The sequence below is a fragment of the Reyranella soli genome (assembly GCF_007992495.1).
GTDB classification, from domain to species: Bacteria; Pseudomonadota; Alphaproteobacteria; order Reyranellales; family Reyranellaceae; genus Reyranella; species Reyranella soli.
On sequence record NZ_BKAJ01000035.1, the window covers coordinates 39,041 to 57,737 of the forward strand.

The 18,697-nt window shown below is 65.5% G+C and carries 16 protein-coding genes; 10 read left to right on the forward strand and 6 right to left on the reverse strand.

Annotated features, from left to right (window positions below; genetic code table 11):
- The first annotated feature begins 68 nt into the window (after positions 1-68).
- From RSO01_RS11910 to atzD, 5 genes are all read left to right on the forward strand, one after another.
- Complete coding sequence (locus RSO01_RS11910) at positions 69-1,085, forward strand: ABC transporter ATP-binding protein (protein ID WP_147149315.1); 1,017 nt, start codon at positions 69-71, stop codon at positions 1,083-1,085.
- Positions 1,086-1,102: 17 nt separating this feature from the next.
- Entirely contained in the window at positions 1,103-2,386 is a 1,284-nt protein-coding gene (locus RSO01_RS11915) for an ABC transporter substrate-binding protein (protein ID WP_147149316.1), read from the forward strand.
- Positions 2,387-2,553: 167 nt separating this feature from the next.
- The gene (locus tag RSO01_RS11920) at positions 2,554-3,408 is read left to right on the forward strand and encodes an ABC transporter permease (protein ID WP_147149317.1); all 855 of its coding nucleotides are present in this window, start codon (positions 2,554-2,556) and stop codon (positions 3,406-3,408) included.
- A gap of 1 nt (position 3,409) precedes the next feature.
- Positions 3,410-4,252, forward strand: coding sequence for an ABC transporter permease (locus RSO01_RS11925; RefSeq protein ID WP_147149318.1), 843 nt, complete (start codon positions 3,410-3,412; stop codon positions 4,250-4,252).
- Positions 4,249-5,310 carry a cyanuric acid amidohydrolase gene (atzD, locus tag RSO01_RS11930; RefSeq protein ID WP_147149319.1) on the forward strand — a complete coding sequence of 354 codons (1,062 nt, stop codon included), beginning with the start codon at positions 4,249-4,251 and terminating at the stop codon, positions 5,308-5,310. The genes RSO01_RS11925 and atzD overlap by 4 nt, the downstream gene beginning before the upstream one ends.
- Before the next feature lie 677 nt (positions 5,311-5,987).
- Here atzD and RSO01_RS11935 read toward each other — a convergent pair.
- Entirely contained in the window at positions 5,988-6,518 is a 531-nt protein-coding gene (locus RSO01_RS11935; RefSeq protein ID WP_147149320.1) for a VOC family protein, read from the reverse strand.
- 266 nt (positions 6,519-6,784) lie between these two features.
- Between RSO01_RS11935 and RSO01_RS11940 the strand changes: the two genes are divergently transcribed.
- Both RSO01_RS11940 and RSO01_RS11945 read left to right on the forward strand, forming a co-directional pair.
- Positions 6,785-7,612 (forward strand): serine hydrolase domain-containing protein, encoded by an 828-nt coding sequence (locus tag RSO01_RS11940; RefSeq protein WP_147149321.1) that lies wholly within the window; start codon positions 6,785-6,787, stop codon positions 7,610-7,612.
- A 261-nt stretch (positions 7,613-7,873) separates the two neighbouring features.
- The gene (locus RSO01_RS11945; RefSeq protein ID WP_147149322.1) at positions 7,874-9,040 is read left to right on the forward strand and encodes an aminotransferase class V-fold PLP-dependent enzyme; all 1,167 of its coding nucleotides are present in this window, start codon (positions 7,874-7,876) and stop codon (positions 9,038-9,040) included.
- On the opposite strand, the gene RSO01_RS11950 is transcribed toward RSO01_RS11945, so the two are convergent.
- A complete protein-coding gene (locus tag RSO01_RS11950) occupies positions 9,037-9,486 on the reverse strand; it encodes an ester cyclase (RefSeq protein ID WP_147149323.1) in 450 nt (149 codons plus the stop codon). The two genes, RSO01_RS11945 and RSO01_RS11950, sit on opposite strands and share 4 nt — an antisense overlap.
- A 107-nt stretch (positions 9,487-9,593) precedes the next feature.
- Between RSO01_RS11950 and RSO01_RS11955 the strand changes: the two genes are divergently transcribed.
- On the forward strand, positions 9,594-10,655 hold the full coding sequence (locus RSO01_RS11955; RefSeq protein WP_170303001.1) for a phosphotransferase: 1,062 nt from the start codon (positions 9,594-9,596) through the stop codon (positions 10,653-10,655).
- A 91-nt stretch (positions 10,656-10,746) separates the two neighbouring features.
- Here RSO01_RS11955 and RSO01_RS11960 read toward each other — a convergent pair whose 3' ends face one another.
- From RSO01_RS11960 to RSO01_RS11975, 4 genes are all read right to left on the reverse strand, one after another.
- Positions 10,747-11,850: an ABC transporter ATP-binding protein gene (locus RSO01_RS11960; RefSeq protein WP_147149325.1), complete on the reverse strand. Its 1,104-nt coding sequence runs from the start codon at positions 11,848-11,850 to the stop codon at positions 10,747-10,749.
- Positions 11,847-12,884 carry an extracellular solute-binding protein gene (locus tag RSO01_RS11965; RefSeq protein WP_147149326.1) on the reverse strand — a complete coding sequence of 346 codons (1,038 nt, stop codon included), beginning with the start codon at positions 12,882-12,884 and terminating at the stop codon, positions 11,847-11,849. Before RSO01_RS11965 ends, RSO01_RS11960 begins: the two co-directional genes overlap by 4 nt.
- A 26-nt stretch (positions 12,885-12,910) precedes the next feature.
- A complete protein-coding gene (locus RSO01_RS11970; protein WP_246158323.1) occupies positions 12,911-14,671 on the reverse strand; it encodes an ABC transporter permease in 1,761 nt (586 codons plus the stop codon).
- Between the two features lie 142 nt (positions 14,672-14,813).
- Positions 14,814-16,103 (reverse strand): hypothetical protein, encoded by a 1,290-nt coding sequence (locus tag RSO01_RS11975; RefSeq protein WP_147149327.1) that lies wholly within the window; start codon positions 16,101-16,103, stop codon positions 14,814-14,816.
- A gap of 46 nt (positions 16,104-16,149) precedes the next feature.
- Between RSO01_RS11975 and RSO01_RS11980 the strand changes: the two genes are divergently transcribed.
- Both RSO01_RS11980 and RSO01_RS11985 read left to right on the forward strand, forming a co-directional pair.
- Positions 16,150-17,040 carry a polysaccharide deacetylase family protein gene (locus RSO01_RS11980; RefSeq protein WP_147149328.1) on the forward strand — a complete coding sequence of 297 codons (891 nt, stop codon included), beginning with the start codon at positions 16,150-16,152 and terminating at the stop codon, positions 17,038-17,040.
- 143 nt (positions 17,041-17,183) lie between these two features.
- Entirely contained in the window at positions 17,184-18,656 is a 1,473-nt protein-coding gene (locus RSO01_RS11985) for a M81 family metallopeptidase (protein WP_147149329.1), read from the forward strand.
- Positions 18,657-18,697 lie beyond the last annotated feature (41 nt).

An 18,697-nucleotide genomic window follows, 5' to 3' on the forward strand; every position in this document is an offset into this window, starting at 1 on the left:
CGGACCTGGAGGTCCGCGCTCCATATTATTTTACAGTACTGGCATGGGGCTTGCTTCCTGGGGGCACGATGGCGACGAAGCCCGACGTTGAACTTGTGGCCGTGACCAAGCGCTTTGGCGAGACCGCGGCGGTGGACCAGGTCAGCCTGCGTATCCCGGCGGGCTCCTATTGCTGCCTGCTTGGCCCATCGGGCTGCGGCAAGACCACGACCTTGCGCATGATCGCCGGCCACGAGGAGGCGAGCGAGGGCGACATCATCCTGGGCTCGGAGAACATCACCCACCTGCCGCCGGCGGCGCGCGGCACGGCGATGATGTTCCAGAGCTACGCCCTGTTCCCGCATCTCGACTGCACCGACAACGTCGCCTTCAGCCTGCGCATGCGCGGTGTCGACAAGGACAAGCGCCGCGCGCAGGCCCGCGAAATGCTGAAGCGCGTGCAGATGGAGCCCTTCGCCGGCCGCCTGCCGGCCCAGCTTTCCGGCGGCCAGCAGCAGCGTGTGGCGCTGGCGCGTGCCTTGATCACCGATCCGCAGGTGCTGCTGCTCGACGAGCCCCTGTCGGCGCTCGACCCTTTCCTGCGCATAAAGATGCGCGAGGAGCTGAAGGCACTGCAGACCCGGCTCGGCATCAGCTTCATCCATGTCACGCACAGCCAGGACGAGGCGATGGCCCTTGCCGACCTCGTCGTGGTGATGAACCACGGCAAGATCGAGCAGGCGGCCAGCGCCCGTGAAGTCTTCAACAAGCCGGCCTCGGCCTTCGTGGCGCGCTTCATCGGCGGCCACAACGTGCTGCCGGCCGCCGTGGCGCGCGCCAAGGGCGAGGGCGCGTTCGTGGCGATCCGCGCCGACCGCATCGTCGTACAGCCCGGCAATGCGCCGGTCGATGCGACGTCGCTCGCCGGCGTCACGCGCTCGGTGGAATATCTCGGCTCGACCGTGCAGGTCGGCGTCGATGTCATGGGTTTGGAGACCTTGTCCGCCGTCGTGCCGGAGGCGCGGTTCGACGCCAATCCGGTGGCGCCCGGCCAGCCTGTTGTTTTGTCGTGGGCGCCCAAGGATGTTCATGTCCTGGGGCGATAAAGAAGGAGGTACGTCAGATGGCATCTAATCGGAAATTCGGACGCCGCAGCGTCCTGAAGGGCACCGCAGGCATCACGGGTGCTGCGATCGGCAGCGGCGCGATCACCGGCTTCCCGGTGATCTGGGCGCAGAACAACAAGAACATCGTGCTGCGCCAGTGCGGCACCGGCGTGTCGGCGATCAACGAGATCGCCGAGAAGTGCAAGGCCGACTTGGGCATCACGCTGCAGATGACGGCGCTCGACTCCGACGCCGTCGTGCAGCGCGTCGTCACCCAGCCGAACTCGTTCGACATCGGCGACATCGAGTATTGGATGATCAAAAAGGTCTTCCCGGGCGGCAATCTTCAGGCGATGGACGTCAAGAAGATCAAGCTGTTCGATAAGATCGTGCCGATCTTCACCACCGGCAAGCTGAAGCCCGACAGCGTCATCGCCCAAGGCACGGCGCCCAGCACCGTGAGCTTCGTCGAGGGCCAGGGCTCGACCAAGTTCGCCAAGAGCCCGACCCAGTGGTTCACCATCGTGCCGACGATCTACAACGCCGACACGCTGGGCATCCGCCCCGACCTGGTCGGCCGCAAGATCGAGAACTGGAAGGACATCCTCGATCCGAAGTTCAAGGGCAAGACCTCGATCCTGAACATCCCGTCGATCGGCATCATGGATGCCGCGATGATCTGCGAATCGGCGGGCATCGTGAAGTACGGCGACAAGGGCAACATGACCAAGGCGGAGATCGACAAGACCATCGATTTCCTGATCAAGACCAAGAAGGACGGCCAGTTCCGCGCCTTCTGGAAGACCTTCGACGAATCGGTGAACCTGATGGCCTCGGGCGAGGTCGTGATCCAGTCGATGTGGTCGCCCGCCGTCTCGGCGGTGCGCGGCAAGGGCGTGCCTTGCGTCTACCAGCCGCTCAAGGAAGGCTATCGCGCCTGGGGTGGTGGCCTGTCGCTCGCCAAGCACCTGCAGGGCGCGCAGCTCGACGCGGCCTACGACTATATCAACTGGTACCTGTCGGGCTGGGTCGGCGCGTTCTTGAACCGCCAAGGCTACTACTCGGCGGTGCTCGAGACGGCCAAGGCCAACATGACGCCTGACGAATGGGGTTTCTGGATGGAAGGCAAGCCCGCCCAGGGCGACATCAAGAACCCGCAGGGCCAGGTGGTCGAGAAGGCCGGCGCGGTACGCGACGGCGGCTCGTTCTACGAACGCATGGGCGCCGTTGCCTGCTGGAACGCAGTCATGGATGAGGACCGCTACATGGTCCAGAAGTGGAACTCGTTCATCGCGGCGTAGGCCGGGACGAACAACTCATCGTTACGTGCCCCTCGTATTCCTCTCCCCCGTTAAGGGGAGAGGTTAGGTGAGGGGGCTTCGAAGGTTATCTGTAACCCCTCACCCCAGCCTCTCCCCCTAGCGGGGGAGAGGAGGCATGAAGGATCGGCGGCGGGCATCTTGCTCCAATGAAACGTGTCTCTGCCTGGGTGACCTATCTGCAGGTGGCGCCGCTGGCGCTGATCTTCCTGCTGTTCCTGGTCGTGCCGATCGCCACCATCATCGTGGTGAGCTTCTTCGACTACAACACGACCCAGATCATCCCGGCCTTCCTGCTGCAGAACTACGAGGAGCTGCTGCTCTCGCCGGTGACCTGGGCGACCTATCTGCAGACCATCCAGTTCTCCATCATCACCTGGGCGATCACCCTGGTGATCGGCTTCGCCGTGGCCTACTTCCTTGCCTTCGAGGTGCGCTCGACGACCTGGCAGATGGTGCTGTTCCTGGTCTGCACCATCCCGTTCTGGACCTCCAACGTGATCCGCATGATCTCGTGGATCCCCTTCCTGGGGCGCAACGGGCTCGCCAACATGACCTTGATGCAGCTCGGCCTGATCCGCGAGCCGCTGGAGTTCCTGCTGTTCTCGAACTTCGCTGTCGTGCTGACCTACGTGCACCTCTACACGCTGTTCATGGTGGTGCCGATCTTCAATTCGATGATGCGCATCGACCGCAGCCTGCTCGAGGCGGCGCGCGATGCCGGCGCCTCGAGCTGGCAGACGCTGTGGACGGTCATCGTGCCGCTGTGCAAGCCCGGCATCGCCATCGGCTCGATCTTCATCGTCACCATCGTCATGGGCGACTTCGTCACCGTGCGCATGATGAGCGGCGGCCAGAGCGCCTCGGTGTCGCTGATGATGATGAACGCCATGTCGCTGCTGCAGTATCCCGCGGCGGCCGCCAACGCCGTCGTCCTGCTGCTGCTGGTGCTGTTCACGGTCGCCGCCATGATGCGGCTGGTCGACATCCGGAAGGAGCTGTGAGGTGATCGGTCGCCGCCGCGGTCCTGGCTACTGGCTGCTGGCCGGCTTCTTCGGCCTGTTCGTGCTGTTCCTCTACGGGCCTACCCTCACCATCCTGGTCCTGTCGTTCCAGGGGCCGTCGGGCGGGCTCACCTTCCCGATGAACGGTGTGTCGGTGCACTGGTTCAAGAACCTGTTCGAGAAGCAGATGGTCGGCGACTTCGCAGGCTCGCTGCAGCGCTCGATGATCCTGGGCGTGGCCGTCATGCTGGTGACGGTCGCCGCCTCGTTCTCGGCCGGTCTCGCCTTCCGCAGCCGCTTCAAGGGATCGGCCTTCATCTTCTATCTCGCCATCGCCAGCCTGATCGTGCCCTCGATTCTGATCAGCCTGGGCATCGGCCTCCTTTATCGCGTGCTCGGTTGGGATGCCGCCTGGTACAGCTCGGCTTTCGGCGCCCATCTCACCTGGACCCTGCCGTTCGGGCTGCTGATCATGTTCGCCGTCTTCAACCGCTTCGACCGGCGCTACGAGGAGGCAGCGCGCGACCTCGGCGCCACCTCGTGGCAGACCATCCGCTTCGTGGTCATCCCGATCCTGCTGCCGAGCCTCATCGGCGTCGGGCTGTTCGGCTTCACGCTCTCCTACGACGAGTTCGCGCGCAGCCTCTACACATCGGGCACCTTCAACACCCTGCCGCTGGAAATCTACGGCATGACCACCAACGTCACCACGCCGGTGCTCTATGCGCTGGGCACGGTGACGACGGGCGTGTCGTTCCTGGTGATCGCCCTGGCGCTGGTCTCCTTCACCTGGGTGCGCCGCCGCCGCCAGCGGCACGGCAGCGACGCCGGCAAGGCGGCATGACCCGCCGGGCGAGGGTGCTGCGCCTGCCGACGGCCGGCCCACAGGACACCGTGCCGCTCGCCCAGGCCATCGATCGCGGCGAGATCGATCCCGCGACCATCGTCGCCATCGTCGGCAAGACCGAAGGCAATGGCTGCGTCAACGATTTCACCCGCGGCTACGCCACTCTGGCGCTGAAGCTGCTGCTGGCCGAGCGCCTGAAATGCCCGATGGCCGAGGTCGAAGGCCGCGTCGCCATCGTCATGTCAGGCGGCACGGAGGGTGGGCTGTCGCCGCATCTTCTGGTGTTCTGCCGTGAGACGGCGACCGCAGCGGCGACCGGCTCGCGTCTCGCTATCGGCGTCGGCCTGACACGGTCTTTCAAGCCTGAGGAGATCGGCCGCGCTCCACAGATCGCGGCGACCGCCGAGGCCGTCGATTCGGCCATGAAGGATGCGGGCATCGCGTCGGCCGGCGATGTCCACTTCGTCCAGATCAAATGTCCGCTGCTCACCAAGGAGCGCATCGAAGAGGCCGAGCGCCGCGGCGCCGGCGTAGCGACCGACGATACCTATCATTCGATGGCGCTGTCGCGCGGCGCCTCGGCGCTGGGCGTCGCCCTGGCGCTGGGCGAGATCAAGGATGCCCCGCAAGCCGCCGTCTGCCGCGACTGGTCGCTTTATTCCAGGGTCGCCAGCACATCGGCCGGCGTCGAGCTCTTGCGCAACGAGATCGTCGTGCTGGGCAACGCGCCGGGCTGGGCAGGGGATCTTTTGATCGATCACGACGTGATGACCGACGCCATCGACGCCGAGGCCGCGCGCCGCGTGCTGGCCCGGCTCGGCGGCGAGACCGTCGCCGTCCTGGCCAAGGCCGAGGCCTCGCCCACGGGCGAGATCCGCGGCCGGCGCCATACCATGCTCGACGACAGCGACATCCATTCGACGCGCCACGCCCGCGCCCTGGTCGGCGGCGTGCTGGCCGGCGTGATCGGCGACACGCTGCTTTACGTGTCCGGCGGCGCCGAGCACCAGGGCCCGCCGGGCGGCGGGCCGGTGGCGATCATCGCGAAGGTCTAGCGTTTCGGCTTGATGGCGCGGTGCAGCGCTTTCGAAGGTTGGGGTGCATGAGAAGCAGCGGTGCATGCACTGCTGGCAGCCAATTCTCGGACTTAGCGCCCTTTCCGCCCTTTCCGGTAGTCCCCGCGTAGTAGTTTTCACTGGACCTGCCCACTATCGGTAGGCCGCCCTCTGAATTTAGATGGTTAAGATAATTAAGATGTTGGAATCACGCTCGCGGTGAAGGCCGAGCTCGCTGGGGGACTCCAGTGGCGCGTCATCTCGTGCTCTTTCGGACTGCGCGCCTCCTGGCGCGCTCATGAATCATGAGCGAGCCGGAGGCTCGCGGTCCGGAAGACCATGACGCGCCCTCAGCGCACCCCGGTCCGGAGGCAAGCGACCGGACGGGCAGCGCGCGGTGTCTGACGCAGCGTTCTGGTCTCGGATCAACGATGCAAAGAGCGGGAGCGCACGGACGCAGCGCAACACAGCGATATTATAACTGAAGTGTGATTCAGTCAATAACTTCAGTGTGCGAGAACAGTTTCGTTTTCGTGGGTTTTTTTGCACCGTAGAGGCCCCTGAAGCTGGCGGGTCCATCCGGTCGTTGTGTCGACGCCGCGAGTGCCAGCACTGCTGTCACGCCGACTCTTCATCATGGTCCTGGCTGGCCCCCGCGCTGCGCAGTGCCCGCGCGTTCACGTCGGCCAGCTGCGCCGAATCGGGTCTCTGCCGTCCCAGCCGACGGCGGCTGCGCGGATAGCGTCGAAGATGCGCCGACGGGCCTCGGTCATGTGGGCCATCTCGATCACCGTCCCGGGATGGCCTTCGTTCCACAGATAGACGAAGCGGCCGCGGGCGCTGTCGCCCTGCTGGCCGACCGTGTAGCCCGATCCCAGCGCCTTCTTCAGGATCGCGTCGTAGTCGACCGGCCAGCTTGACCAGTGCTGCATGCCTTCGTGACCGGCGGCGAGGAAGTCGCGATACATGCTGGGCGTGGCGCAACGCTGCTGGATCAGCTCGAGCTGCACGTCGCCCGAGTTGGCCAGCGCGATCGAGACGTGGATGTCGTCGTAGCGCGTGCCGCGGTAGCTGAACTGCGTGACGGCAAGCTTGTCGGTGTAGAACCACGGACCGACACCGCAGACCTCGACCCAGTGCTTCATGGCGGCCTCGATGTCGCGGACAACGATGCCGACCTGGCGAAACTCACCGAACAGGCGACTCATCGCGAGTTCCTCCCATGTTCGGCGGATCGTGAAGCGCAGGCGGTTGGCGGGCAACAAGTCGATTCCGACAAGGCTCGGGTAGCGAAAGCCGCGATTATTGCAAGAATCTCCGATACAATGTGCCCCAACCCGCGAGGGAGGGACGGATCCGTCGGCGAGGCTTCATCAACCTTCTCGGTGCCGCGGCGGCCTGGCCGCTCGCGCAAGGCTCCGCATGGTCACAAGCAAGAGAAGCGGCCGAGCCGACGCCTGCCGAGCGGACGGCCATGGCCGAGCTGGCCGCGGCTTTCATGCAGCAGTACGCGGTGCCGGGATTTTCCGTCGCCATCGGTCGCAGCGGCCGGCTCCTCTATCAGGAGGCGTTCGGATGGGCGGATCGCGAGGCGGGCGAGGCAGCGACGACGGCGCATATGTTCCGCGTCTGCAGCATCAGCAAGCCGATCACCTCGGTTGCGGTCTTTACGCTCGTCGAGCAGGGGCGTCTCAGGCTGGAAGACAAGGTCTTGGGGCCGGGCGGCGTGCTTGGAATCGACTACGAAAAGCCGCCGTATGAAGACCATCTACCGGAGATCACGATCGAGCATCTTCTGACCCACACATCCGGGGCCTGGCCGAACAACTCGGTGGATCCGATGCTCGATCGCCCGGACCTGACGCAGGCGGAGTTGATCGATGCGACGTTGCGTTACCAGGCGCCGGTGACCCGGCCCGGTTCCGTCTTTGCCTATTCCAACTTCGGTTACTGCCTGCTCGGACGCGTGATCGAGAAAATCGCCGGCTGGCCGTATGCGGAGTTCGTCCGCGAGAGCGTGCTGAGCCGCTGCGGCATCAGCGCCATGACGATCGGTGGGAATACGCCGGAAGAACGTCGCCATGGCGAGGTGAAGTACTACGGCCAGAATGGCGGGGATCCGTACCGGGCGAACGTGAAGCGCCTGGATTCGTGCGGTGGCTGGCTGGCATGCCCCGGCGACCTCGTGCGCTTCGCCATGCATGTCAGCGGTTTCCCCGAGCCGGCCAATATCCTGAAGCCCGAAACCATCGTCAGGATGACAACGGCTTCGGCGCAGAAGGCGACCTATGCCAAAGGGTGAGCCGTAAATGAAGCCGGGACCTGGTGGCACGACGGTTCCTTGCCCGGATCCACCGCCATCATGGTGCGGACCAGTTCCGGCTTCTGCTGGGCAGCCGTCGCGAACACACGCGACAAGCGTCTAAGTAAGTCCTCCATGCTTGCCAGCATGTTCAAGCTTCTTCGGGCGATGGTCGGCGAAGTCCACGCCCGGCGTGCTTGAAGGCGCGAAGCTGTTGCGCAGGCCGCTCGACGTTCTGGCCAGTCGCGCTAAGCTCTATTCATGAGCGATCCCTATTCACGGCTCGGTGTCCGTCGCCGCATCAATGCCGCCGGCGCGCTGACGCGGCTAGGCGGCGCCGTCATGGCGCCGGATGTCGTCGAGGCGATGGCCGCCGCGTCGCGCGCCTCCGTCGACATCGGCGAGCTGCAGGACGCAGCCAGCGCGCGTATCGCCGAGGCGACCGGCGCCGAGGCGGGACTGGTGACGACGGGTGCGGCCGCGGCGCTGACCCTGGCGGCCGCAGCGTCGATCGCGCGCTGGGACGTGGCGAAGATGGCGTCGCTACCGCACGGCGATTTTCCGCGCGATATCCTGATCCCGCGCACCCATCGCACCGGCTATGCCCATGCGCTGGCCGCGTCCGGCGCGCGGCTGATCGACATCGGGCACAACGACCGCGGCACGGGCGCCGGCGTGCGCGGCCTCGAAGCGTGGGAGATCGAGGCGGCGCTGTCGCCTGCCGTGGTCGCCATGGCCTTCTCGGTGAATGCCACGAGCCTCGCCGATCTGCCGACGGCCGTTGCCGCTTGTCGCGCCGCCGGCATCCCGTTGATCGTCGATGCCGCCGCGCAGCTGCCGCCCAAGGAGAACCTGAAACGCTTCGTCGCCATGGGCGCCGATCTCGTCGCCTTCTCCGGCGGCAAGGCGCTGGGTGGGCCGCAGGCGTCGGGCATCCTGGCCGGCCGCCGCGACCTTGTCGCCTCGGCGCTCCTGCAGCAGCTCGACATGGACGTGGCGCCGGAGACCTGGTCGCCGCCCAAGCTTGTCGATCGCGCCAACCTGCGCGGCGTGCCGCACCATGGCATCGGTCGCGGCTTCAAGGCGGGCAAGGAGGAGATCGTCGGCCTGCTGACGGCGCTCGATCGTTTCGTGAAAGCCGACGATGCGTCCAACAATGCGCGGCTGGAAGCGCGCCTGAAGGCGATCGCGATCGAGCTCAACGGGCACAAGGTGACGCTGGTGCCGGCCTCGGTCACCGGCCGCGTGCCGGTGCTGGAGATCGCCGTGCCGGAAGCGCTTGCCGTGAGCGCGCGCCTGCAGCGCGGCGATCCGCCGGTGCATCTGTCGGAGCGGCACGCCGCGCGCGGCGTGCTCACCCTCGATCCGCAAGTTTTGCTGCCCGAGCACGATGCGCCGCTCACCGCGGCGCTGCGTGCCGCGCTTTAGGCCGCCTTCAGCAGTCCGAGCTGCTGCAGGGCGGTCACGCCGTCGTCGAGCCCGATCTCTTCCTTGACCTTGCCGTTCTCGATACGCAGCACGGTTGTGCCCGTGAAGTGCATCTTGCGGCCGGACTTGGCGGGCAGCGATCCGATCAGGAAGTCGCTGAAAGCGGGACCGGTGTGCGTGCCGCCGCCTTCCCAGCGGCCGACGACATAGTCGCCCTCGGCAATGAGGTCGGCGGTGCCGCCGAACGCGAGATCGGTGAAGGCCGCGCGGAAGTCGGTCATGAACCGCTTGATGTCGTCACGGCCGCGGCGCGGGGCGTGCAGCGAGTACTGCAGCAGCATGTCGGGGGCGGCGAGCTCGTCGACGACGGCGAGGTTGCAGGTCGTGCCCCAGAATTCCGTGAACCAGCGGCCGACGACTTCCTTGTTTTCCTGTTCCTTGGACATGATGGGATCCTTCGGGTTGGTGTTTCAGGCACCTCGACCGTAGGACTCCGGAAGCCGTCGGCGTTATCCGCCTGCTGATTGCAATTGGGACCTGCTACGCTGCCGCCGTGACGATCGCTCCGCTTCCCGCGGCGGCAAGTGCCGACCGCCTCGACGCCGCGCTTCGCAGATCAGGTGTGATCGGGTCGGCACGCGTCCGCGACGTCGCCGTCGTGAGCTCGCTGAAGAAGCTGCGGTCCCATACGCTGCGGCTCAGCCTCGGCTACGAAGGGCAGGCCGCCGACGCGCCGAGTTCCATCATCCTCAAGATGGGACACCTCGACTCGGCCGGCCGCTCGACCTACGCAAACGCCCGTGAAATCGCCTTCTACCGCGACATCGCCCAGGCCGGATCGGCGGGACTGGTGCCGCGCTGCTTCGAGATCGTCGAGGCGACTGACACCAGCGCCTGGCATCTGCTGCTCGAGGACCTGACCGATTCGCACTTCATCGCCACCGAATGGCCGTTGCCGCCGACGTTCGCCGAGTGCGAGAGCATCGTCCAGGCGCTGGCGCGCTTCCATGCCGCGTGGTGGGACAGTCCGCGTCTTGGCGCATTGAGAGGGGGATGGCCCGCCCTCGACGACCTTGTCCGGAACGTACACGGATTCGAAAAACGGCTGGCGCAGTTCACCGATCGCTTCGGCGAGGGCTTGATGCCCCCTGACCGGCGCGATCTCTACCGGCGGCTGCTCGATCAGGCGCCGCGCCTGCTCGGTCGTTACCAGTCGCATCGTCATCTGACGGTCGTCCATGGCGATGCACACTCGTGGAACTTCTTCCTGCCCCGTCAAGGCGGAGGCGTTCGGCTGATCGACTGGGAAGCGTGGAGCGTCGATACCGCTACAGATGACCTCGCCTACATGATGGCCATGCTCTGGTACCCTGATCGCCGGCGTCGCATCGAGTCGCTGCTGCTCGACCGCTATCATGCGGAACTCGTTGCCCAAGGCGTGACCGGCTACGACCGCGGGATGCTCGACGCCGACTATCGCCTGTCGGCGCTTTGGCTGATCATGAGGCCGGTGATGCAAGCGGCGTTCAACATCCCGCCACGGGTCTGGTGGAACAACCTCGAACGCATCATGCTTGCGGTCGACGACCTGCGCTGCCGCGATCTCCTGGCCTGAACGGGCGTTTCATGTTCTTCCGGACCGCGAGCCTCCGGCTTGCTCATGACTCATGAGCGAGCCGGAGGCTCGCGGTCCGGAAGAGTCTGAATCATTCGACTGAGGTGGCGCCCTCGTCTCGGTAAGCCCAGCACTGGTCGGGGGGCAGGGTCAGCGGGATTTCGCCGTCGTTGTGACGGGCCGCTGTGCCGAGCTCGAGCGCTTCGAGGCGTTGGCCGCCCAGCTCGACGTCGTACACCGTCTGCATGCCCTGATAGCGGCGCTCGACCACGCGGCCGGAGAAGGCATTGGCCGGACCCTTTTCGCCAAGCCGCACGTTCTCGGCGCGCAAGGCCACACGCGCCTTGTCGCCGACGGCGAGCGGCTGCGGGGTCCAGGCTTCGATGCGGCCGGCGGCGCCGAGATCGATGGTGGCCTTGTCGCCATTGCGCGCCAGCACCTTGCCCAAAAGGATGTTGGAGGCGCCGGTGAAGTTGGCGACGAAGGAATCGGCCGGTCGGTTATAGATCTCGGCCGGCGGGGCCATCTGTAAAAGCTTGCCGTCCTTCATCACGCCGATGCGGTCGCCGAGGACCACGGCCTCGGACTGATCGTGCGTGACGTAAAGTCCGGTCATGCCGGTCTGCTTCAGGATGCGGCGCAGCTCGTCGCGTAGCCGGATGCGCAATTTGGCGTCGAGGTTGCTGAGCGGCTCGTCGAGGAGGAGCAGTTGCGGCCGATAGACCAAGCTGCGCGCCAACGCCACGCGCTGCATCTGGCCGCCCGAGAGCGACGTCACCGGCCGTTCGGCGTAGTCGCCGAGGCCGACCAGCTCCAGCGTCTCGTTGACCTTGGTGTTGATGTCGCCGCCGCCGTTCTTTCGGCGGTGCTTCAGCGGATAGGCCACGTTCTGCCGCACCGTCATGTGCGGCCACACGGCATAGGACTGGAAGACCATGCCGATGTCGCGCTCGCGCGGACTGACCAGGAGGCCGCGTTGCGGCTCGGAGACGACGCGGTCGCCGATCGAGATGCGGCCGCCCGTCGGATGTTCCAGACCCGCCACGCAGCGCAAGGTCGTGGTCTTGCCGCAGCCCGAGGGGCCCAGCAACACCACGATCTCGCCCGCCGGGACGTCGAAGCTGACGCCGTCCACGGCGGGCTTGCCCGTCGCGAACTGCTTGACCAGGTCCTCGATGAGAAGTGCGCTCGTCACTGCCGGTAGCCGTAGGTCTTGTTCCAGTCGTTGAGCCAGGGCTCGCGCAGCTTCTCGAACTGCTCGAAGTTCGGCACCCACACCTTGACCACCTTGGGGTCCCAGCCTTTGGGGAAGGAGGGCGGTTCCTTCATCGAGGTGATGTTGCCGAGCTTGGCGATCTGGAAGGACTGGCCTTCCTTGCTGAGCCGCCAGTTCATGAAGAGCTTCGACGCGTTGGGGCTCTTCGATGTCTTGGTGATGCCGTCGGCGTAGGGGATGATCGGCACGCCCTCGGGCGCGAAGATCGCCTCGGCCGGCGCTCCCTCGACGATCTTGGTGTAGATGATGTTGTAGAGCAGGGGCGCGATCGAGACCTCGCCGCGCACCAGCGAGTCGGAGGCCGGCGCGCCCGACGGGTAGAGCGTGATGCCGAGCGCCGCCTGCTTGGCCCAGTAGTCCTCGCCCAGCACCTGGCGCTCGAACATGACGCGGGTCCAGGTCGTGCCGCCCGACGGGCCGACCACCTGGCCGATCTGCTTGTTCTTGTATTCGGGGTTGGTGAGGTCCTTCCAGGTCTTGGGGGCGTTCTTCACCAGCTGGGTGTTGTAGGCGATCGCCCAGCCCAAGGTGACGCCCGGCCACAGCTTGGGCGAGACCAGCGCGTCGGGCCGGTAGTCGGCGGCGTTGGGCGGCGTGTAGTCGGCGAACAGGTCCTGCAGCTCCAGCATCAGGCCGCGGTCGGAATGGTTGACGACGTCGGCGCCGAGCTTGCCGGCCGCCGCCTCGGTCTTGATGCGGGTGATGAGCTGGCCACCCGGGGCGCGCACCATCGACACCTTGATCTTGGGGAAGGTCTTGTTGAACTCCTTGATGACCTCCTGCTCGGTCTCGGCGAAGTTCGCCGTGTAGTAGGTGAGGCCGCCTTCCTTCTCGGCGGCGGCGATCTCCTCCTTGGTGCCGAACTTGTCCTGCTGTGCCAGCGCCGGCAAACCGGTCGTGATGAGTCCCGCGGTGCCGAGCACGGCGGTCCTGGTGAAGGTACGTCTCTTCATTGCTCTTGTTCCCTCCTGAAGCTTGTTCAATTGAATCGCGTGTTCTGCGTGGTCTCGCGCGAGATCCAGGTCGTGAGTCCCAGCAGGACTCCCAGGATCGCCGTCTGTACCAGGCTGAACGCTGCGGTCTTTCCGGTGTTGCCGCCCTCGTAGTAGTCGAGCAGCAGGACAGCCATCACGGTGGTGTCGCTGGTGTAGAGAAACAGCGAGGAGCCCAGCTCGCGGATCGCCAGCACAAACAGCAAGGTCATCGACGCCACGACGCCGGGCCTGGCGAGCGGCAGCACGATGGTGCGGATGGTCCCTAAAAGGCCGCGGCCGCAGATCCAGGCGGCTTCCTCGAGCTCCTTGTGGATCTGCAGGAACGAGGTCGACAGCGCCTTCACCGTGTCCGGCATGAAGCGGGCGACGAAGGCCAGGGCCAGGATCCAGATCGTGCCGTAGAGGCCGCCGGGCAGCCCGATCCACGCCCACAGGTAGGCGACGCCGACGACCAGGCCCGGGATGGCGACGGGCAGCGTCGCCAGAAGGTCGATCGAGCGGCGGCCGCTGACGGTGGTGCGGTTCACCGTGTAGCCGATGGCGAAGGCCAGCGCGCCGCCGGCCACGGCGGTGATGACGCCGACCTTCAGCGTGTTCCAGATCGACAGCATGGTCAGCGGATTGTCGAACACGCTGTTGAAATGGACCCAGCTGTACTGGCTCCAGTCGAACAGCGCGTTGAAGTCCTTGAAGAACAGGAACTTGCGGAACGCGGCGATGATCAGCGCCAGGGTCGGCAGCACCACGACGACGAACAGGTAGACCAGCGCCAGGCCGAAGGTGAACCAGCGCCACGAACCGAGATTGAGGGCGCGCGGGCGGAACGCCTTGCCGGCGACCGTGGCGTAGCTCTTGCCCGACAGCACCTTCTGCTGCGCCCACACCAGGATCGCCGTGACGACCATCAACAGGATCGCGACGGCGGCGGCGGTGTTGTAGAGCGGCGGGCTCCAGGCGGTGAGCTTGAAGATATAGGTGGTGAGGACGCTGATGTTGGCGGGCGCGCCCAGCGCCGCGGGCACGCCGTAGATGCCCAGCATCACCACGAAGGAGAGCAGGGAGCCCGCCAGGATGGCCGGCGCGATCAGCGGGAAAGTGACGGTGAAGAGCGTGGTGAAGGCCGAGGCGCCCGACACCTCCGAGGCTTCCTCCAGGCTCGGATCCATGTTGCGCAGCGCCGAGGCGGTGAACATGTAGACGTAGGGCGCGTAGTAGATGCCGAAGACGATGATCAGGCCGCTCATCGAGTAGAAGTCGAAGCGGAAGTCGATCCCCGCCCACTTGAGCATGGTGTTGAGCAGGCCGGTCTTGGGCGAGCCCAGGATGCCCCAGGCAACGCCGGCGACCAGCGGCGGCACGAACAGAGGGATCATGCTGGCGCCGGCGATGAAGCCCTTGAACGGCGTGTTGGTGCGCACGACGATCCAGGAGAAGGCGAGCCCGATCACCACCGCGAGGACGGTGCCGCCGCCGCACGCCGCGAGGGCGTTGAAGAAGGCGAGGTGGACGTTCTCGTTGGCCAGCACGTCGAGGAAATGCTTGGCCGACGGCCGGAAGGAGCCGAACCCGTCGACGATCGGATTGGAATCGCTCAGCGCGCCGAACACCAGCATCAACAGCGGATAGATCACCAGGAACGCCAGCACGATCAGCAGCGCGCCGACCCATAGCGGGGCGGCCCACCGTCGCGGCGCGTCCGTGGTGTCACGGGCAGCCGGCAGGGCTTCAGCACTCGTGGCCGTCAACGCGAACTACTCCTCCCAATATCCCAACAGCGGCTTCAGACGCCGACTTCTTCTTCATTCGCTGTGTAACCGTAGCGCATCGGCATTGTGCGCGCTACGCCCTGCGGGTGCGCGGAGTCGTCGCCCGGCGGTCTGCAGCCGGCTACTCGTCGCCGTTGACCCCGGTCAGGAATCTCTCCGAGTAGGAGTTCATGATCTGCTGCCAGCTCGTCTTGGTGCCGCGCGCCGACCAATTGAAGATCGGGGTCAGGGTCTTGATGGTGAAATCCGTCATCGAGCCGAACGAGCCGGTAATGCCGTTGGTGATGATGTCGGCGTTCTTGGTGCCCTCTGGATCGGCCTTCGAGGCCTTCGCTGCGAAATAGGAGAGATTGTAGTAGCTGTAGCTCGAGCAGCCGAAGAATCCATAGATCTGGTACTGGTCGAGATTCATCTTGATGGGCGCGCCGATCTGCTCGCCCATGTAGGTGAGATCGAGCAAGCCGACGCGGGAATGTCCCGAGTACAGGAAAACGGAACCCCGTTCCGCAGCCTCCTTCGCCATGCAGAAGAAGGCCTTGCTGTCCTCGCCGATGTTGGTGATGCCCCAGAACAGGCGGACGACGATCTTGCGCGCGCCATCCTTGCGGGCGAACTCCTCGACGTAGCCGGGCCAGTCGGCCAGCGGCTTGGAATTGCCGCATTCGCGCTCGCGCTCGTCGGCGGGGACGGTGCGCACCGAGAAGCCCTGATTGAGCAGGAACTTGCGGATGTCACGGTAGTTCGCGGCGTTGTAGTCCTTGTTGTTGCTGTCGGGGCCGGACTTGCCGTTCCTGTCGTCGTCGGCGCCGAACGTCAGCACGATGCGGATCTCGCCGTTGCCGTTGGCCAGGCGGTCGTAGGCGGGCGTCGTGTTGGCGGTGTTGGCCCGCTTCGCGACGATCATGCCGTCCGAGGTGACATAGTCGACACCGTCGACCAGCGCGCAGCCTTTGTTCAGCGGAGCCCAGAAGTAGGCCATGCGATACTTGTCGCCCCAGCTGAAGCAATTGTTGTTCGAGCGCTCCCACACCTCGTCCAGGTTGAGGGGCAGGCGGATTTTCACGACATCCTGAAGCCCGTTGTCGAGAACGAACGTGCCGGTGTAGCGATAGCGCACGTAGAGCTTGCCGGTCTTGCTGTCGCGATGCTTTCCGAGAACGTCGACTTTCGCGTCGTTCTTGGCGGCGGCCTTCTTGGGCGCGGCCTGAAGTGGGCCCGCGAGATACAGGAGCTGCCGGCTGATGTAGGAGGGCTGCAGAAGGAAGTCGGGCGCATCCTCGGCGATCTCGACCATGCTGGTGAAGGTGACCTCGCCTTCGTACGAATCTTTTGAGTAGTAGGCGAAGGCCGGGGAGCCGGTGGAGAGAAGCAGGCAGCCGGTGAGGGCAGCCGACAGCAGGCGCTCGAGCATGGTTCTAACCGTAGCCCTTCGTGATTTCCGACGTTAGTTTTTCGGAATGGAACTCAGAACACACAACCGCTACGGCTATGTGCCGCTGCGTGGCCGCGCCGACTACACCTGGCCGAGTGGCCGACGGCTCGCCGTCTATTTCGCCCTCAATCTGGAGCATTTTTCCTATGGCGAGGGCCTTGGTGCAGAGCTGGCGCCGAGTGGACCACATCCCGACATTCTCAACTACGCATGGCGCGATTATGGCAATCGCGTCGGCGCCTGGTACATGCTCGATGCCTTCGACGCCCTGCAGTTGCCGATGGCCGCCCTGGTCAACAGCGCGATGTATGACTATGCGCCGGCCCTGGTGGCGGCCTGCCGGGCCCGGGGCGACGAGATCGTGGGGCATGGCCGCACCAACGCCGAGCGCCAGGGCGACCTCGACGAGGCGGCCGAACGCGCCTTGATCGGCGAGGCGACCCAGCGCCTGACGGAAGCCGAGGGCCGCCCGCCGGAAGGTTGGCTCGGGCCGTGGATTTCGCACAGTCACGTCACGCCCGACCTGCTGGCGGAAGCGGGCTATCGCTATCTGCTGGACTGGTGCATGGACGACCAGCCGATCTGGTTCAGCTGCCGCGGCGGCAAGCGCATCCTCGCCGTGCCCTATCCACAGGAAGTGAACGACATTCCGCAGATCGTCGGCCGCAAGATCGGCGGCGAGGCGTTTGCCGACATCATCATCGACCAGTTCGACGAGATGCTGGAGCTGTCGCAGACGCGGCCGCTGGTGATGGGCGTGGCGCTGCATGCCTATCTGGTCGGCCAGCCGCATCGCCTGCGGCACCTGAAGCGCGCGCTGCGTCACATCGCGAAACACCGCGACCGCATCTGGCTCACGACTCCCGGCGCGATCGCGCGGCATTGCGTTGATCTCCCGGCCGGCGTTGTTCCATAAACGCCACCGTCATCCCGAGCGAAGCCGCCCGAAGGGCGGCGTAGTCGAGGGACCTGTTCTGGTCGACACATCGACAGAACAGGTCCCTGCGCTGCGCCTCGCTACGCTTGGCTCCGGTCGGGATGACGAGTAGGGGAGATGCCATGCGCCTGTTCACCGCCACGCTCGCGACCGAGACCAACACCTTCTCGCCGCTACCGACCAGCATCGACAACTATCGCGAATCGGTGTTCCTGCGGCCGGGTGAGCATCCGGCCGATGCGCCGCGCATGTGCACCGCGCCATTGTTCGTCGGCCGCAAGCGTGCCGAGGCGGAAGGCTTCGAACTGATCGAAGGCAGCTGCTTTGCCGCCAGCCCCGCCGGCACGACCAATCGCGCCGATTACGAGACGATGCGTGACGAGATCCTGGACCAGCTCAAGGCGGCGCTGCCGGTCGACGGCCTGTTGCTCGGGCTGCATGGCGCCATGGTGGCGCATGGCTACGACGACGTCGAAGGCGACATCATCGAGCGGGCAAGGGCAATCGTCGGGCCGAAGTGCGTGATCGGCGTCGAGCTCGATCCGCACTGTCATCTCACGATGAAGCGCGTATCAGGCGCCGACATCATCGTGCTCTACAAGGAATTCCCGCACACCGACGTCGTCGAGCGCGCCGAGGACGTGCTCGATCTCGTGCTGGCGACCTTGCGCGGCGAGGTGACGCCCGTGATGTCGGTCTACGACTGCCGCCAGATCCAGAGCTATCCCACGACCATCCAGCCGATGCGCGGCCTGGTCGACCGCATCAAGGCGATGGAAGGCAAGGAAGGCATCCTGTCGGTGTCGATCGCCCACTGCTTTCCCTATGGGGACGTGGCCGAGATCGGCACGCGCGTGCTGGTGATCGCCGACGGCGACAAGAAGAAGGCCGATGCGTTGGCGACGACGCTCGGCGAGGAGCTCGTGTCGCTGCGCGGCAAGACCCAGCCGCCGTCGTTCGACGTGGTCGGCGGTGTTGCCGAGGGCGTGGCTTTCAACGACCTGCCGGTGGTGATCGCCGATCCCGCCGACAATGCCGGCGGCGGCGCGCCGTCGGACAACACCGACATCCTGCGCCATCTGATCGCGAGCAATGTCGAGAACGCCTGTCTCGGCCCGATCTGGGATCCGATCGCGGTGCGCATCTGCTTCGATGCCGGCTTGGGTGCGAAGATCGGCCTGCGCTTCGGCGGCAAGATCGCGCCGAGCTCGGGCCAGCCGGTCGACGCCGAGGTCGAGATCATCGGTTTGAAGCGCAACGCCTGGCAGCGTTTCGGCCCGACCCAGGTTCCGGTGGGCGATTGCGCCGCCGTGCGCGTCGGCGGCGTCGATGTCGTACTGATTGCGAATCGGACGCAGGCGACGGGACTGGAATTGTTCACCAACGTCGGCATCGATCCGACGCAGAAGAAGATCGTGGTGGTGAAGTCGACCAATCATTTCATGGCGGCCTACGGGCCGATCGCAAAGAAGGTCGTCTATGTCGAATCGAGCGGACCGCTGCGCCGCGATCACAGAAAGGTCCCCTACACGAAGGTGGAGCGTCCGATATGGCCGCTGGATCAGGACGCGAAACCGCGGGGACTTATCTTCTAGATCATGGTCTTCCGGACCGCGCGCATCCTGCGCGCTCATGA

Excerpts from the sequence above, each read along its gene's own strand:
- RSO01_RS11915 (WP_147149316.1), top strand. The coding sequence starts at position 1,103 with ATGGCATCTAATCGGAAATTCGGACGCCGCAGCGTCCTGAAGGGCACC.
- RSO01_RS11985 (WP_147149329.1), top strand. The coding sequence starts at position 17,184 with ATGCGCCTGTTCACCGCCACGCTCGCGACCGAGACCAACACCTTCTCG.
- RSO01_RS11945 (WP_147149322.1), top strand. The coding sequence starts at position 7,874 with ATGAGCGATCCCTATTCACGGCTCGGTGTCCGTCGCCGCATCAATGCC.
- RSO01_RS11940 (WP_147149321.1), top strand. The coding sequence starts at position 6,785 with ATGGCCGAGCTGGCCGCGGCTTTCATGCAGCAGTACGCGGTGCCGGGA.
- atzD (WP_147149319.1), top strand. The coding sequence starts at position 4,249 with ATGACCCGCCGGGCGAGGGTGCTGCGCCTGCCGACGGCCGGCCCACAG.
- RSO01_RS11935 (WP_147149320.1), bottom strand. The coding sequence starts at position 6,518 with ATGAGTCGCCTGTTCGGTGAGTTTCGCCAGGTCGGCATCGTTGTCCGC.
- RSO01_RS11950 (WP_147149323.1), bottom strand. The coding sequence starts at position 9,486 with ATGTCCAAGGAACAGGAAAACAAGGAAGTCGTCGGCCGCTGGTTCACG.
- RSO01_RS11910 (WP_147149315.1), top strand. The coding sequence starts at position 69 with ATGGCGACGAAGCCCGACGTTGAACTTGTGGCCGTGACCAAGCGCTTT.
- RSO01_RS11975 (WP_147149327.1), bottom strand. The coding sequence starts at position 16,103 with ATGCTCGAGCGCCTGCTGTCGGCTGCCCTCACCGGCTGCCTGCTTCTC.
- RSO01_RS11965 (WP_147149326.1), bottom strand. The coding sequence starts at position 12,884 with ATGAAGAGACGTACCTTCACCAGGACCGCCGTGCTCGGCACCGCGGGA.
- RSO01_RS11980 (WP_147149328.1), top strand. The coding sequence starts at position 16,150 with ATGGAACTCAGAACACACAACCGCTACGGCTATGTGCCGCTGCGTGGC.
- RSO01_RS11920 (WP_147149317.1), top strand. The coding sequence starts at position 2,554 with ATGAAACGTGTCTCTGCCTGGGTGACCTATCTGCAGGTGGCGCCGCTG.